The organism is Burkholderia sp. IT-111MI5 (assembly GCF_949752865.1).
Lineage (GTDB): Bacteria > Pseudomonadota > Gammaproteobacteria > Burkholderiales > Burkholderiaceae > Burkholderia > Burkholderia pyrrocinia_C.
Genome location: NZ_CATKIF010000011.1, coordinates 781,453 through 795,835 on the forward strand (window position 1 = coordinate 781,453; position 14,383 = coordinate 795,835).

Here is a 14,383-nt window from a genome sequence, read left to right on the forward strand (position 1 = left end):
ATGCGTTCGCGATCGCGGCCGGATCGCGGCGCGCCGCTGCCTACACTCGCAAACATGCGGTAAGCGGCGGTGCCATGCATCTGCGGCGCCGATCACCGAATCCCTGCCTGCCAACGGACCTGCTCTCATCCCATGAAGACACTGCGCATCCTGACCGGCACCCATGCGGGGATTCAGGCGCGCCTGACGCCCGGTCGCTACCGGATCGGCGCAGCCGACGACACCGATATCTGCATTACCGACTGGGACGAGGACGACGTGTTCGTCGAGCTCGACGCGCACGGCGCGGTCAGCGCGCGGCGCGCGGATGCGGCCGCGCCCGATCAGTCGGTCGTGTGGATTCCCGATTTCGTCGCGTTCCCGTTCGGTACGACCGTGCTGTGCTTCGGCGACGAGGACGCCGCATGGCCGCCCGACATCGAATTGCTCGCAGGTCTGTACCACGGCACCGGCGACAGGCCGGCCGGCGGCGAACACGCACCCCGTGCGAAGCGCCGCACCCGGCTGCTGCTCGCGGCGGCGGCCGTCGTCGCGTTGCTGGCGGCAGGCGGCTCCGTGATCGCCAACGTCTGGCCCGATCGCGGCAACGTGCCGCCGCCGCCCGATGCACGCTCGGTGGCGGCCCGGCTGGAGCGCCAGTTCCGCGACGCACGCATCGCCGGGCTGCGGGTTCGCGCGCAAGGCGACACGGTCGTCGTCGACGGCATCGTCGACGAAACCTCGCAGGACATCGCCGCACGGGCCCTGCTCGCCCGCGCGGACTACCACGCGATCGCGCGCCAGTACGACGTCGCGCACGACGACGTCGCCAGCATCGAGGAGTCGATCGGCATCGACGGCGTGCGCGTGCGCTATGCGGGCGACGGCGTGTTCGACGTGACGGGCGTCGCACCGTCGATCGCGCGTCTCCAGGAAGCGCTGGGCCAGTTGCGCGCAGACCTCAATGCCAACATCCGGCGCCTCGACGTGAACGTCACCGAAGCGCCCGCGACCAGCGGCGTGCTGTACAGCGCGATGCTCGACGTGGGCGCCACGCGTTACGTCCAGACGACCGACGGCGTCAAGCACGTGTTCACGTCGAGTACCGGCGACACTGCCGGCGGCCCGCGGATATTGCGCGAATCGATCGTGCCCGGGCGCGATGCGATCCGCTAGTTCCCCGTCAACCCGGCCCGTCGCGGGCCATCGAAGGAGTTGCCATGTACGACGCACTGGAAGCCATGATCGACGAAATGAAGAACCTCGAGCAGACGCTCGCGGGCGGCCATGCGGGCGCGCGGATCGGCGCGATCGCGGCCGCGTTCGAGGATTGCGCGCAGCGCGTATCGGACGCGACCGCCGCCTGCGCCGATGCCGACGAGCGCGCGGCGCTGCAGAAAATCTACCGCGGGATGATCGCGGGCCAGCGCCTCGTCCATCGGCTGAACGAACTGGCCGCGGACGATTCGACCGTCAGCCATTGAACCGGTGTTGGGCGTCTCGTCCAGCCGCCGGGCGCGGGTGCCCGGCGTAATCGGCCGGTACGCGAAGCCGCACGGGCGTCGTGTGCCGATCCGCATGTCATTCAACTTGTTCCGGAGGAAGTTATGTCATTTGGCGCCAGCGCGGCAATGATGGGCATGATGCAGACGATGGTCAGCACCATGATCGAGGCCACCATGATCCAGGTGATGATGTCGATGATCCAGTCGGTCTGCAACATCGCGAAGACGGGCGCGCAGGATACCGAGGAGGATTCGAAGAAAGGCTGATCCCGTCGGGCGTGGCGGACGCGGCGTGCGCCGCGTTCGCCCGCGCCGGATCGTCGCGGTCATGAGCATCGAACGCTTCGCGGAAATCGTCCGCGACACCTGTGCCGTCGTCGGCCTGCCGGATGCGGACTACGTGCTGCAGACGCGCACGATCGAAGTCGAGGGCTTCGACGTGCGGCTCGATCATTTCGAGAACGATCCCGAGGCCATGTACGTGAATTTCCACTACGGCACCGTCACTGCCGGACGCACGCTCGTGATCTTCCGCCTGATGCTCGAGGCGAACCTGCTGATCTATGCGCAGGACCAGGCGCAGCTCGGGCTCGACGCCGATACCGGCGGCATCATCCTCATCCTCAGGCTGCCGCTGACGCCCGATGTCGACGGCGCCGTCGTCGCCGATACCGTCTCGCACTACACCGAACACGGCCGCTACTGGCGGCGCAACATCATCGAGTCGACCGACGAGATGTTCCAGAACATCGTCAACGGCGATTACGCGTGGCTGCGCGCGTAGCGTCGGCGTGGGCGTTGGTGTCGGCCGCGCACCATCGCGCGGTCGCGGCCGGCGCATGCGGCGCGGGCCGCGCTCATCGGCACGCCGCGGCCGGCTGCCCGGGCGGCGCCCTTTCACCCGCCTCGGCGAGCGACGCGCAACCGTCGACCGGATGCGGCGCGAGCAGGATCACTCGCATCGATCCATGCCCGGCCGCCGGCGCGGACGCACCGGGTTCCACCATCGCGAGCATCTCGCCCGGCCCGAGCGACGCACGCGCGACGTCGATCGCCGCACCGCGCCATTCGACGGCCAGCACCACGCGGGGCGGCTCGGTCCGCATGTCGAGCGCCGGCACGATGCGCAACGCGTCGTCGGTGGCCGGGCCCGGATCGGAGGCCGCCACCGTGGCCGCGGCCGTGCCGTCCGATGCTGCCGGGTCCCGCTGGCCGCCCGTCGGCGCGACGGGTTGTTCGACGTGCCGTTCCCATGCAACGGCCACGCCGTCGTCCGTCTGAAGCGCGCTGTCGGTCAGCATGCGCACGCCTGGCGTGCCGCGCAGCGCGGCGCCCAGGTTGCGCGCCGCGCGGGCCCGCATCACCGTGGCACCCTGCGCGCCGAGCCCGATCGCGCCCAGCGCATCCGCATCGACTTCGGCCACCAGCAGGCCGACGCCGACGTGCTGGCGGGGCCGGTCGAGCGCGACGATCGCCCGCACGTCGGCGTCGAGCCGCTCGGGCCGGTCGCGCACCAGCACCGCGTTCGTGCCCGCATCGGCGCCGAGCGCCGGCAGCGGCGCCTCGTATTCGGTGATGGTCGCGCGCAGGCTGTCTTGGGGATCGAGCACGCGCGCCGCGCGGGTCGCGACGCCCTGCACGACGTTGGTTCGACCGTTCGCGAACGCCGTGCGGTCCGCCGCGTTGCCGTAGCGGAGCGGCACGATGCGCACCGCGGTCTTCACGCGCGCACGCGCGTCGGCGTCGAGCCGCTGCGCCGCACGGCCCACGAGCGCGATCCACGCAGGCGGCCCGCGAAACGTGATGAGGCCGCGGGCCGGCGTGTCGTCGCGCGCGACGAAACGCACGTCGTCGATGCCGGTCTGCGCGAGCAGTGCATGCAGGTCCGCCGGGCGCGCGTAGTTGAGACGGACGATCAGCGTGGTCTGCGTACCGGCCGCATCGACGTGCAGTACCGTGCCGTCGTAATACCAGACGAGCCCGTACCCGTGCGCGAGCATCTCGACGAAGCGCTGCGGCGGCAACTCGAAGCGCCCTTCGACGCGGCCCGGCAACCCGGCGTCGAAAGCAATCGGCACATGCGTCGCGGCGGACAGCGCGCGCAGCGTGTCCGGCAGCGAGGCGCCGCTGGTGGAATAGCGGTACGGCGCGGACGGCCACGGCGGCAGGTTGGGCAGCGCGCACGCATGCGCGCGGCAGTCGGGTGATCTATGCCGCGGAGGCGGCGAAGCGCGCGCGTCGCTGGCAGCCTTGCCGGCGGGGCGCGTGCGCGTCGTGCGGCGCGCATGCGGCGGCGCGGTTGCCGCCGGCGCGGACACGGCCGATGCCGGCGCGGGCCGGGGTGTCGCCGCGACCGGCTCGGGCTCGCCGCACGCGAGATGCAGCAGCATGCAGACGCTTGCGAAAAAACCGCTCAACGCTTGTACTCGATCGCCCCTTCGCCTTGCTCGACTTCCTGGTCCACGGGCATGTCGGCCAGGTTCAGCCGGTAGCCGCGGCCGTACACCGACTGGATCACCCAGTCGACATTCAGGTTCTTCAAGCGCGTGCGCAGGCGGCTCACGTACATGTCGACCGAGCGGCTCTGCGATCCGCCGTCCCAGCCCCAGACGACCGAATACAGGTCCTGGCGCTGCACGACGATGCCGCGATGCGACGCGAGGTGCCAGAGCAGGTCGAACTCCTTCGCGCCGATCGAGTGCGAGGTCGTGCCGCGGCTGATGTTCAGGTTGGCGCGGTCGAGGATGTAGTCGCCGACGATCATCCGGCGCCGTTCGCTGCCCGCCGTCTGGAAACGCCGCAGCAGCGCGCGGATGCGTGCGAGAAAGACGATCCGGTCGACCGGCTTGATCAGGAAGTCGTCGGCCCCGGTGTCGAGGATCCGGACGATTTCCTCTTCGTCGGAATGCACGGTCTGGAAAATCACCGGGACCGTCGAGCGCGACCGCCCACGCACCCAGCTGAGCAGCTTGTCGCCCGACAGGCCAGGCACGTCCCAGTCGAGGATCATCAGGTCCGCCCAGTGATCCGACAGATGGTTGCGTGCCTCGATGCCATTGTCGAACGCCTCGACCTGATACCCCTCCGCCTTGAGCCACGAGACCAGCATCGTCTGCTGGATCCGGTCATCCTCCAACAACATGATTCGCGTCTGATTGTGCATGATTACGATCCGCTCGGGCCCTCAGCCCGGTGTCAAGCGCCGCTGACGAGGGGCCTGGTCGAGCGGCTGGCGCTCCAGCGCCGCAGGGCCAGTGCGCCGGCCGGCCGGCGAGTTTCGGATACCTGCCTGCAGCACGAGGCGCGGCAGGCGCAACACGAAATCCGTGCCGGACTCGCGATTGACCTCGGCATGCAGCGTGCCGCCGTGCAGCGCGACGATGCGCGCGGCCAGCTTGAGGCCGATGCCGTAGCCGCCCGATGCCTTCGGCGACAGCGCGTCGAAGTCCGTCATCGGGCGATCGGGCGACAGACCCGGCAATCCGCCCGCCTCGTCGCCGACCACCACGACCGCCGTGCCGTCCTCGACCCGCAGCGACACCGTCACGCGCGCCCCGGCACGCGATGCCTGGATCGCGTTGTCGATCAGGTTCTGCAGCGCGCGCATCACGAACACCTGCACGCCGCTCATCCATACGGCCGGCCCGTCGGCAAGCCAGAGCCGCAGCGCGACGTCGCGATAGACGGCGGCCACCTCGAGTTTCGGAATCAGGCTGCGGATCGCGCGGCGCAGATCGAAGCGCACGAAATCGCGATGACGAACGACATCGGCTACCGACGAGAAGATGTACTGATCGCCGAGCGACAGCGCGTAACGCGCGAGTTCGGCGATCCGCTGCATGCCGCCGCACGCCTCGAACGCCGCCTGATCGTGCTCGTGCAGCTGCGTGAGCGCGACGATCGAATTTTGCGGCGAGCGCAGGTCGTGCGACAGGAAGCGCAGCGATTCGGTACGGCGGTCGAGCGCCTGATGCAGGTCCGTCACGTCGTGCAGCCACGCGACGGCCGCGGCGGGACTGCCCGGGCGGGCTCGCTCGAGCTTCACCCACAGCCAGCGGTCGGCCGCCTGCAGCTCGATGCCGCGTTCGAGATCGCGCTGCAGCGTGCCATGCGCAGCCGTATCGTCGGCCGCTTCGTCATCCGGCCGATACGCGCGCAGCAGCGGCAACAGCGGCACGCCGGCGTCGAGCGGCCGTTCGAGCAGGCGCGCCGCGACCGGCGTCGCGAACAGGATCGCGCCGTGCCCGTCGACGGCAATCGCGCCCTGCGGCTGTGCGTCGAACAGGACCTGCGCCCTGTCGATCGCGGATGGCGGACGCACATCGGATCCAGGCTTCGTCGACATCGATGCCATTCAGGTTTCCGTTTATCAGAAGCGGGCAATCCGGCGAGCATATCATTAGTAATATAAAGCTAATAATATTAAATTTATTTATACCCGCAAATTGGCGTCAAATGCCAAAGTAAATCGCGATCGAAATTCGACTTGCCGTGTTTAGAAAATTAAATGCTTTCGTTTAGCATTTCACGCTCATAGCTCGATGATTCGAGGCGTCAGCAGAAACAGACGTTCCATCCGGTTGTTCTCGCGATCCGTATATTTGAACAAATTACCTATTACGGGGATTTTTGAAAGAACGGGCACCCCCGTCGTCGTATCGCTGCGGCCGTCGTTCTTGTAGCCGGCGATCAACAGCGCCTCGCCCTCATTGACGAACGCGGACGTATTGATGTTCGTGCTCGAGATCACCGGGATATTGTCGACGGTCCGCGACGTGAGTTGCCCGTCCTGGATCGCGACGTCGAGTTTGATCTGCGTTCGGCCGCCTTCGTCGACGACCATCGGCAGGACGCGCAGCGACACGCCGGTCGACACGCTGTACAGGTCGGCCGACGTGTATCCGCTCACGCGCACGAAGAACTGCGTCTGGTTCGCCATGTCGGCTTCGATGTTGTCGAGGGTCGTGACTTTCGGGCTGGCGTCGATCTTGGCCAGGTTCTGCTCCTCCAGTGCCGACACGTTCGCCATCAGATAGCGGCCTGCGTTGCCGATCACCGCCGACAGCACGCCGCCCACCGGCATCGCCGCCGCCGTCACGTTTCCGGCCAGCGTCGTGTTGCCGAAATTCTGGGTCAGCGTGCCGCCGTAGGTGTTCTGCGCGCCCAGGCCGTTGCCCGTCTGCAGGTCGATATGGCTGTTGTGCGCCGTCCAGTTCACGCCGAGCTGGCGGATCGACGACGTATCGACCTCGAAGATGTGCGCCTCGATCTCGATCAGGCGCGGCTTCACGTCGAGCCGCTGGACCAGCGCTGGATACTGATACATCCGGTCGGGCGTGTCGCGGATCAGGACCGAGTTGGTGCGCTGGTCGGCCTCGATGACGGGCAGCGCTTCCTCGTCGCCGCCGCCCGACGCCTGCCCGCCGGCATTCGGCCCCGAGCTGGCGACGGCCGACGACAGTTGTTGCGAAGGCCGGCCCGACAGGCCCGACAGCAAGCCCAGCGACGACTCGCCGTTCGCCAGCGTCGTGCCCGGCGGTAGAGGCGCCGACGGTCCGCCCGCCTGCATGCGCGCGCCGCCGACGTTGCCCATCGGCTGCGCGCGCTGGACGTTCGGCGCGCGCCCGCCGCCGCCCCCCGAATTGCCGCCGCCGCCCTGTTGCGGGTGATAGACGTTGTTGAGCACCGTCGCGACGCCGAGCAGATTGATGCTCTGCCCGTCGGCGACCACCGAGCGATCCATCGCCCACGCGTGATGCAGCGGATAGACCTGCACGACCGTGCCGGCGCGGTGCCGCGTCGTCGTATCGAGCCGCTGCGCGACATCGCCGACGAGCTTGACGTAGTTCGGCGGCCCGTTCACGATCGCCGCGCCCTGCACGTCGTCGTAGGTGATCCTGAAGCGCGGATCGGTCACGTTCATCGCCGCGAGCGTGCTGCGCAGTTGCGCGGTGCTGCCGTGATCGAGCTTGATCAGCGTGCTCTTCATTTCGTCGGGCGTCACGATGTCGAGCACCTGGCCGTCGTAGTACCAGACGAAGCCGAACGACGACGCGAGCGTGTCGAGCAGGCGCTGCGGCGGCATGTGGAACTTGCCCGTGACGCTGCCCTGCACGTCCTTCGAGATATCGGCCGGAATGCCCTGGCTGGCGGCAAAATCGCGCAGCACGTCCTTGATGTCCTTCGAGTCGGCCGTGTAGTCGACCATGCGCGTATGCCAGTTGACGGGCGCGGCGTGGACCGTCGCCGCCATGCATGCGGCGACGAGGATGAACAGCAGGCCGAAGCGGAAGGTGGGCATGGTCGTCTCGCTCGCACGAAAGGCTGGTCGTGGGATCGATGATTGGCCGGCCGCCCCGTCGCGTCAACGCCCGGCGCCCCGTCGCACCGCCCCCGCTTCCGGTGCATGCATGTCCGTTCGCATCGCGCCCGGTCAGTAGTAGGTATTGATCGTCCATCCATGCACGACCGGCGTATTGGGAATCGCCTGGTTCTGCTGGCCGAGCAGGCTGCTGGTCCACGGCGTGGTGATGACGGCGTAGGTCGCCCAGCTCGTGACGATCCGGACCCGGTACGTGCCCGGCTTCACGGCTTGCGTGAGCGACGTCGTGATGCCGCCCGAATCGTCGATCAGCGTGGGCGATTGCGCTTCGGTATGGCCGTAGCTCGCCGAGAGCGCATCGTTCATCACGTCGACGGCCTGCGAGAGCTGCGCCTGCGCGCCGCGCTTGCCGGTGCTCACGCCGTCGTTCAGGTGCCCCCAGGTCGTCACGGCGATGATGCCCGGCTTGGCCATCTTCACCGGCACATAGTAGTAGTACGAATAAGTACCGTTCGCGCCGTTGTAGGTGAACGGTCCGCTCGACCATGCACCGCCGGGCACGCCGCCGCACCCCGCATAGTCGGTGGCGTTCGGCGAGGCCATCAGGATCGTGCAGCCGGTCTGGTTCGTGACCGGTTCGATTTCGGCCTGCGTCTGCCACGTGCCGTCGCGGCACGACAGCACGCGGCCCGACGCATCGGTGGTGACGGGCGTCGTGTTCGCCTCGTCCGGCGCGCACGGTGCGCCGACCGTCTGCGCGTTGCCGAGGTCGAGATAGCCGGCCTCGTTGACCGCGAGCGCCTGCCACGCCGTGCCGTTGAACGTGTACGCGCGGCCGGTGGCCAGCGTCACCGCGACGTCGCCCGGCAGCGGATTCGGCAGGCTGCCGAGCGCCGCGGCCGACGCGACCGGGTCGCGCCAGTGCAGCGACGTGATCGGTTTCCACATGCCGCCGCTGCAGGTGACGACATGACCCGACACATCCGCCGCGATCGAGCCCGTCGCGGACGTACACGCGGCGTAGTCGTCCTGCTGCGCCAGCGTGACCGGCACCTGCATCGTGTTCAGCGCGGGATTGCCCGGCACGCTGACGCGATAGAGGAAATCGCCGTTCTGCGCCTGCGCGTTGGCCGGAAATACCTGGCTCACGAGATGGCCGAACCCGGTCGCGTTGCCCGAGCACGATTTGCGCGACGGGTTCGGTGTCGCGATGCTCCACGCACCGTACGCGCCGAACGCCGCGCCGGCCGCATTGTTCGTGCGCGGAATCGAGCCGCCGCCCGCGCCCGCATTCGCCGCGATGTAGCCGAGCTGCACGTCGCCGATCGTCGCGCCGCCCTCGGTCACGAGCAGCCCCTGCACGGTCGTCGCGTCGATGCCGTAGACCAGCAGGCACGGCGTCTGCCCGTACGCGTTCTTGCCGGACACGCCGGGCGGCAAATAGCGCGCGAGCTGGTAGCCGCTGCCCGCGAGCGGCACGACGACCGGCACGGTCGGCGTGGCCGCGCTCGCGAGCGCGCTCTGGTTCTGCGTGATCAGCTGCGCGGCGGCCTGCGTCATCTGCGCCTGCCAGGCAGCCGCCTGCTGCCCCTTCGCGTCCGCGAGGGAAGTATCGATCATCGCCGTGACGCCGACGATCATCAGCGATGCGATGGCGAGGGCCGCGAGCATCTCCACGATCGTGAAGCCGCGCTGACGTTTCCGTAATGGGCTCATGATGAAGTCGACGAGTTCAGGGGCAGCGCCGCGCCGCCCGTCAATACGCTTGTGCCGTCCAGACCGGCGCACCGTCCGGAACGGCGGCGGCGACGATTGCCGGCAGGACGACGGCCGGATTCCCCGGCGACACGATCGCGCCCGCGTGCGCCGCCCCGGCAAGCGCCGAATGGAACGCGAGCGCCTCGATCACGGGAATCGCCGCGCCGGCCGCCGTCGACGTCGTATAGACGACGACCGTGCTGCCCGCGACCGTCGTGTTCGGTGCGACATAGACCCGCCACAGCGGATTGGCCGCGCTTGCGCCGAGATACGGCCCGAGCGCCCCGTCCGATACCGTGCCGGCCGCGGCCGGATTCGCGAGCGCGTACCGCACGCCGGCGAGCCGGTAAGCCGCCATGCTCTGTCCCATCGACATCGCCGTGACGGTCGGCGCGGCATCGACCGCACGCGCATCGACGAGCGCGTAGACGCCGGCGAGCCCGATCATCGCAGCCGCGATCCAGAGCGCGAACATTCAGCCTCCTCCCTTGAGCGACGCCAGCGCGTCCGACGCGATCATCGACTTCATCTGCTGGCGCAGCGCGTCGCCGAGTTCGTCGTAGCGTCCGTCGCGCACCTGCGCCCGCGCCGGCGCGCTGTCCGCGAGCATCAGCAACCGGGCCTCGAACCTCCGCTGCCCCGGCGCCCGGCATGCGAGCCGCTGGTGCAGCACGGCCGCCAGGCCGTCGGCCAGCAGCGAGCGCACCGACGACGCGTCGAGCACGCGGGCCGCGACCGTATGCAACCGCGCGATCGCCCGGCCCACGTCGTCGGCGTGTACGGTGCTCACGATCAGGTGGCCCTCGCGGGCCGCCAGCAGCACGTCGATCAGCAGCGCCGGATCGTCGAGGTTGCCGACGAAGATCACGCGTGCGCCGCAGCCGAGCGCCGCCCGCAAATCCTCCTGCCGGTCGGCGCTGGTCAGCGTCGGGATGCAGATCCCGTCACCGTATGCGCCGCCCGGTGCCGCGTCGATCGGCTCCTCGATCGTCATCGCGATGCCGCCGTGCAGCGTCAGCCGGTCGCGCACGAGCGCGCCGGCCGTGCGGGTCTTGCCGCTCTTGGCCGCGCCGCAGATCACGACGAGGCCGTCGAGGTCCGCGCGCAGCAGCCGCCGCACGTAGGCGCCGGGCAGGCCGAGCCCCGCCAGCGACGCGAGCGTCGGGTCGAGACGGCGCAGCACGTACATCGGCCCGTCGGGCGTCTGCATCACGCGCACCCGGTACGACACGCCGCCGGAGTCGAGCCGGAACGCCCGTGCCCCGGGCCGGGCGCTGCCGCACGCGGCTTTCAGCGCATCCAGCTCGGCCCGCAGCGCCGGGTGCGCGGGCAGCGCCTGCACGCGCCGGGCGGTCCCGTCCATGAAGCAGTCGCCGATGCGGGTATGCCCGAGGTACAGGTAGGAAAAAGCCAGCCGCTGCAACGATTCGGTTTCGAGGGTCATCGCGTCGGTTCACCGGCATCAGGTCGAGGTCCAGGCCACCGTATTCGTGTCGCCGCTCGCGCAGGCGGTCGCCGCGCTGTCCGGCGTCGCAGGCAACGTGAGCGCCGTCTCGTTGACGGTGATCGAGATCCAGCTGCCGCCCGCGGTCACGCTGTTGACGCACACGCTGCGCGGCACGTTCGTATAGGTGATCGTGAACTGGTTGCTGTTGTTCGTGGCCGCCGCGACCGTGATCGTGCCGTTCCACATGTTGGTGATGGCGCCGCTGCCGGACGCCGGCGCGAGCGTCGACGGAAACACGCCCGCGCTCGCCAGGACCGAATTCGACAGGTTCGCATAGCTCGCCGACTGCCCCATGTACAGCTTTTTCACGCCGCTCTGGATCGCGTTCACCTGCTCCGTGATCGAGTTCGTGTTCGCGCTGCTGAACGCGCCCGCCAGCAGCGCGATCGCGCCGATCACGACGATCGCCGCGATGCCGAGATAGGAAATCGCCTCGAGCAACGACGCGCCGCGCTGCAACGCGGCGCCCGGGTGCGCGGGCCCCCATGCCGGCGGCGGCATGCGCGCGACGTCGCGCCGCTTCGCTCGCATCGGCATCCCATGGTGCGTGATGACCGCTTTCATCGCCTTTCCCCTTGTTGATGAACCTGCGTGGTTAAACAGACCCTAATGCATCGCCCTGCTCATCGCGGCGAGTTCCTGCTGGATGCCGAAGAACCCGACGATCAGCATTCCCAGCATGATCGCCATCGCCACGATCGCGACGCCGTTGAGCACGCGCATTTGCGCGGACACTCGCTCGACGCCCGTTTCGATCCATTCGTCCGCGAGCGTCTTGAGCGACTCGGCGAAGCCTTTGTATTGCGCGTATACGCACAGGTCGTCGACGATTTCCTGCGACGGAAACCGGTGCCCGCTCATGCGCATCGCCTCCCCGACATTCAAGCCCGATTTCACGCCGAACAGCGTGTCGTCGATACGCTCGCGCAGCCATGGCTTCGCATGATCGGCCAGTTGCGCGAGCGACTTCTCGACGGTGAACCCAGCCGCCTGCATCGACGCGAACGCAGTCAGAAAGCTCGAGCCGACCATCAGCCGGTACAGCGACCACGGGGCGTAATTATCGAAACGGCTGCGCAGGCGCCCGGACCAGCGCGGCATCGACCAGACGAGCAGCGCGACCAGCACGACGACCACGATCAGGCATTCGGGCAGCCACGCCTGCACGAACACGGACAGGTCGTACAGCAGGCGTGCCGAGCCGTGCCAGCGTTCGGGATCCTCGATCGCGGCGAATTGCGGCACGAGCTTCGCGCCGAACAGGTACAGATAGGCCAGCATCATCGTGAGCAGCGCGACGGGATACGCGAGGCCCTGCGCGATCGCGTTGCGGATGCGCCGCCCCGACGTCACGATGCCGGTCACCGAGCGCAGCGCGCCTTCGAGACGGCCCGACTGCTCGCCCGCCAGCACGATCATCTGTTCGGCCTGCGGCACCCAGCCGTCCATCCCCTCCGCGAGGCTGCCGCCGTTCTGCACGGTGCGGCGCCATTCGCCGAACAGGATCGCTTCGGGCAGCGTCGGCTTGCGTCCGTCGTGCGACGCGCGCAGTTCGAGCTCCTCGAGCACCTTCAGCAGCGGCAGGCCGTTCGAGAGCATCTTCTCGATCTTGCGATAGTGCCGCAGGCGCGCTTGCGGCGTCGCCTGCAGCTTGGCCCACCGCAAGTGCGGATCAAGATTCATGGCCGGCTCCCGCGACCGCGCCGCCCGGGTTCCCGCGCCGGCCTTCCGTCGTGTCGACCGGACGCAGCCGCACCGGTTCGTTGCGCGCCACGAGCGGGCCGACGATGCGTTCGGCCGCGCGCGGGTCGACCAGCCCCGCGGCGACTTTCTCGATCGTGTGCTCGACGGTCGTGCGGCCGCCGAGCTCGTCGAGCCAGTACGCCCGCGCCGCGTGTCTGTCGCCCTCGCGCAGATAGGCGAACAACCGCGCATCCGGCCGGATCACCTCGGCGACCACCGTACGGCCGACGGTGCCGCGCCCGCCGCAATGCTCGCAGCCGGGCCCCTGCACGAAAACCTTGTCGAACGATGCGCCGACCGCGCGTCGCACGCGCGCCGCCAGCGCGTCGTCCTGCTGCGGCGAACCCGCGAGGCGCTGCTTGCAATGCGGGCACAGCAGCTTGACGAGGCGCTGGCTGACGAGCCCCGTGATCAACGATTCGTCGGTCACCATCGCGAGCGGCAGGCCGAGATCGACGAGCCGGTCGACGATCGCGAGCGCGCTGTTGGCATGGACGGTGGTCCACACCTGATGGCCGGTCATCGACGCACGCAACGCGCTTTGCGCGGAAGCGCGGTCGCGCACCTCGCCGATCATGATCGTGTCCGGGTCGAGCCGCATCGCATTGGCGATGGCGCCGGCGAACGCCAGCGAGCGTGCCTCCTCGGTCGGCGCGTTGACGACCGGCGTCTGCACCGCGCCCGCGATCGGATACTCGACCGGATCCTCGACGGTAATGACGTGGACGGAACCGTGGGTCTCGGCGATCTGCCCGGCCAGCACGCGCTGCAGCGTAGTCGACTTGCCCGAGCCCGTCGGCCCGCTGATGATGTTCATGCCGTGCGGCAGGCGCCGCAACTCGTCGATCTCCGCGGCCTGCGCATCGGAGAATCCGAGCAGGCGCAGGTCGATCGAATCGCCCGCATCGTTGTACAGCAGTCGCAGCACCATCACGTTGCCGGTACTGGTGGGGGCCGTTGCAATGCGTACTCCGAACAGCTCGGCAGGCAGTTTGTCGCGGTCGCCGATCGCCGCGTCCTGGCGTTCGTGCGGCTTGTACGTGTTGTCAGAGACGCTCGCCATCGCCGCATAGAGCGTCGCGAGCAGGCGCGCGCCCTGCTCGCGGGTCTGCTCGCTCACGCGCACCAGCTCGTTGTGAATGCGAAACAGGATCTCCGTGCTGAAGCGCTTCACGCGGATGTGGATGTCGGACGCGCGTTCGCGGCACGCGTGCGCGATCAGTTCCTTCGCGAGGACCTGCATCGCCGTGTGATCGACGCGTTCGCCGGTCCCGTCGGAGCGCATCCCCTCGTACGCGCGCCGCACCTCGTCGAGCCCGACCGCCTGCATCCGGTAGTGATGGCGAAGCCGGTCGAGCCGCGCGCGATAGGACAGCACGTAGGGGCTCAGTTCGTGGCCCTCGGCGATCAGCAGGCGGCCGTCGTCGAGCAGGCACAGCAGCTTGCGCTCTTCCGCGCTTGCGGCCCACGGGCCTTCGCCGGACAACGGATGCGCGGTGTCGGCGCCGGCGGCGCCCCGTTGCGGCGCCGCGGCGCCCGGGCGCCCCAATCGAAGTGAGCTCATCGGAA

At 68.8% G+C, this 14,383-nt stretch carries 14 protein-coding genes; 4 read left to right on the forward strand and 10 right to left on the reverse strand.

Annotated features, from left to right (window positions below):
* Positions 1-132: 132 nt before the first annotated feature.
* From hrpD5 to ACM6JT_RS11755, 4 genes are all read left to right on the forward strand, one after another.
* Positions 133-1,155 carry an HrpD5 family protein gene (gene hrpD5, locus ACM6JT_RS11740; protein ID WP_105390841.1) on the forward strand — a complete coding sequence of 341 codons (1,023 nt, stop codon included), beginning with the start codon at positions 133-135 and terminating at the stop codon, positions 1,153-1,155.
* Positions 1,156-1,199: 44 nt separating this feature from the next.
* Entirely contained in the window at positions 1,200-1,463 is a 264-nt protein-coding gene (locus ACM6JT_RS11745) for a hypothetical protein (protein ID WP_034179930.1), read from the forward strand.
* 123 nt (positions 1,464-1,586) lie between these two features.
* Complete coding sequence (locus ACM6JT_RS11750; RefSeq protein WP_012339990.1) at positions 1,587-1,751, forward strand: hypothetical protein; 165 nt, start codon at positions 1,587-1,589, stop codon at positions 1,749-1,751.
* A gap of 61 nt (positions 1,752-1,812) precedes the next feature.
* Positions 1,813-2,268, forward strand: coding sequence for a hypothetical protein (locus ACM6JT_RS11755; protein ID WP_012339989.1), 456 nt, complete (start codon positions 1,813-1,815; stop codon positions 2,266-2,268).
* A 73-nt stretch (positions 2,269-2,341) separates the two neighbouring features.
* On the opposite strand, the gene ACM6JT_RS11760 is transcribed toward ACM6JT_RS11755, so the two are convergent.
* The 10 genes from ACM6JT_RS11760 to ACM6JT_RS11805 form a co-directional block, all read right to left on the reverse strand.
* Positions 2,342-3,901: a secretin N-terminal domain-containing protein gene (locus ACM6JT_RS11760; RefSeq protein WP_105390838.1), complete on the reverse strand. Its 1,560-nt coding sequence runs from the start codon at positions 3,899-3,901 to the stop codon at positions 2,342-2,344.
* Positions 3,898-4,647 carry a response regulator transcription factor gene (locus ACM6JT_RS11765; RefSeq protein ID WP_414856523.1) on the reverse strand — a complete coding sequence of 250 codons (750 nt, stop codon included), beginning with the start codon at positions 4,645-4,647 and terminating at the stop codon, positions 3,898-3,900. Before ACM6JT_RS11765 ends, ACM6JT_RS11760 begins: the two co-directional genes overlap by 4 nt.
* A gap of 21 nt (positions 4,648-4,668) precedes the next feature.
* A complete protein-coding gene (locus tag ACM6JT_RS11770) occupies positions 4,669-5,838 on the reverse strand; it encodes a sensor histidine kinase (protein ID WP_414856524.1) in 1,170 nt (389 codons plus the stop codon).
* Positions 5,839-6,015: 177 nt separating this feature from the next.
* Positions 6,016-7,785 (reverse strand): type III secretion system outer membrane ring subunit SctC, encoded by a 1,770-nt coding sequence (gene sctC / locus ACM6JT_RS11775; protein WP_414856525.1) that lies wholly within the window; start codon positions 7,783-7,785, stop codon positions 6,016-6,018.
* Between the two features lie 132 nt (positions 7,786-7,917).
* Positions 7,918-9,522, reverse strand: coding sequence for a shufflon system plasmid conjugative transfer pilus tip adhesin PilV (gene pilV / locus ACM6JT_RS11780; protein WP_414856526.1), 1,605 nt, complete (start codon positions 9,520-9,522; stop codon positions 7,918-7,920).
* 40 nt (positions 9,523-9,562) lie between these two features.
* The gene (gene pilM / locus ACM6JT_RS11785; RefSeq protein ID WP_414856527.1) at positions 9,563-10,039 is read right to left on the reverse strand and encodes a type IV pilus biogenesis protein PilM; all 477 of its coding nucleotides are present in this window, start codon (positions 10,037-10,039) and stop codon (positions 9,563-9,565) included.
* A complete protein-coding gene (locus tag ACM6JT_RS11790) occupies positions 10,040-11,008 on the reverse strand; it encodes an ATPase, T2SS/T4P/T4SS family (protein ID WP_034179935.1) in 969 nt (322 codons plus the stop codon).
* Positions 11,009-11,026: 18 nt separating this feature from the next.
* Positions 11,027-11,635, reverse strand: coding sequence for a type 4 pilus major pilin (locus ACM6JT_RS11795; RefSeq protein WP_034179936.1), 609 nt, complete (start codon positions 11,633-11,635; stop codon positions 11,027-11,029).
* 42 nt (positions 11,636-11,677) lie between these two features.
* Positions 11,678-12,754 (reverse strand): type II secretion system F family protein, encoded by a 1,077-nt coding sequence (locus ACM6JT_RS11800; RefSeq protein WP_034179937.1) that lies wholly within the window; start codon positions 12,752-12,754, stop codon positions 11,678-11,680.
* Entirely contained in the window at positions 12,744-14,378 is a 1,635-nt protein-coding gene (locus ACM6JT_RS11805; protein ID WP_105390833.1) for a GspE/PulE family protein, read from the reverse strand. Before ACM6JT_RS11805 ends, ACM6JT_RS11800 begins: the two co-directional genes overlap by 11 nt.
* Between the last annotated feature and the right edge of the window lie 5 nt (positions 14,379-14,383).

Excerpts from the sequence above, each read along its gene's own strand:
- ACM6JT_RS11750 (WP_012339990.1), top strand. The coding sequence starts at position 1,587 with ATGTCATTTGGCGCCAGCGCGGCAATGATGGGCATGATGCAGACGATG.
- pilM (WP_414856527.1), bottom strand. The coding sequence starts at position 10,039 with ATGTTCGCGCTCTGGATCGCGGCTGCGATGATCGGGCTCGCCGGCGTC.
- ACM6JT_RS11790 (WP_034179935.1), bottom strand. The coding sequence starts at position 11,008 with ATGACCCTCGAAACCGAATCGTTGCAGCGGCTGGCTTTTTCCTACCTG.
- ACM6JT_RS11755 (WP_012339989.1), top strand. The coding sequence starts at position 1,813 with ATGAGCATCGAACGCTTCGCGGAAATCGTCCGCGACACCTGTGCCGTC.
- ACM6JT_RS11805 (WP_105390833.1), bottom strand. The coding sequence starts at position 14,378 with ATGAGCTCACTTCGATTGGGGCGCCCGGGCGCCGCGGCGCCGCAACGG.
- sctC (WP_414856525.1), bottom strand. The coding sequence starts at position 7,785 with ATGCCCACCTTCCGCTTCGGCCTGCTGTTCATCCTCGTCGCCGCATGC.
- pilV (WP_414856526.1), bottom strand. The coding sequence starts at position 9,522 with ATGAGCCCATTACGGAAACGTCAGCGCGGCTTCACGATCGTGGAGATG.
- ACM6JT_RS11765 (WP_414856523.1), bottom strand. The coding sequence starts at position 4,647 with ATGCACAATCAGACGCGAATCATGTTGTTGGAGGATGACCGGATCCAG.
- ACM6JT_RS11745 (WP_034179930.1), top strand. The coding sequence starts at position 1,200 with ATGTACGACGCACTGGAAGCCATGATCGACGAAATGAAGAACCTCGAG.
- hrpD5 (WP_105390841.1), top strand. The coding sequence starts at position 133 with ATGAAGACACTGCGCATCCTGACCGGCACCCATGCGGGGATTCAGGCG.
- ACM6JT_RS11770 (WP_414856524.1), bottom strand. The coding sequence starts at position 5,838 with ATGGCATCGATGTCGACGAAGCCTGGATCCGATGTGCGTCCGCCATCC.
- ACM6JT_RS11795 (WP_034179936.1), bottom strand. The coding sequence starts at position 11,635 with ATGAAAGCGGTCATCACGCACCATGGGATGCCGATGCGAGCGAAGCGG.
- ACM6JT_RS11800 (WP_034179937.1), bottom strand. The coding sequence starts at position 12,754 with ATGAATCTTGATCCGCACTTGCGGTGGGCCAAGCTGCAGGCGACGCCG.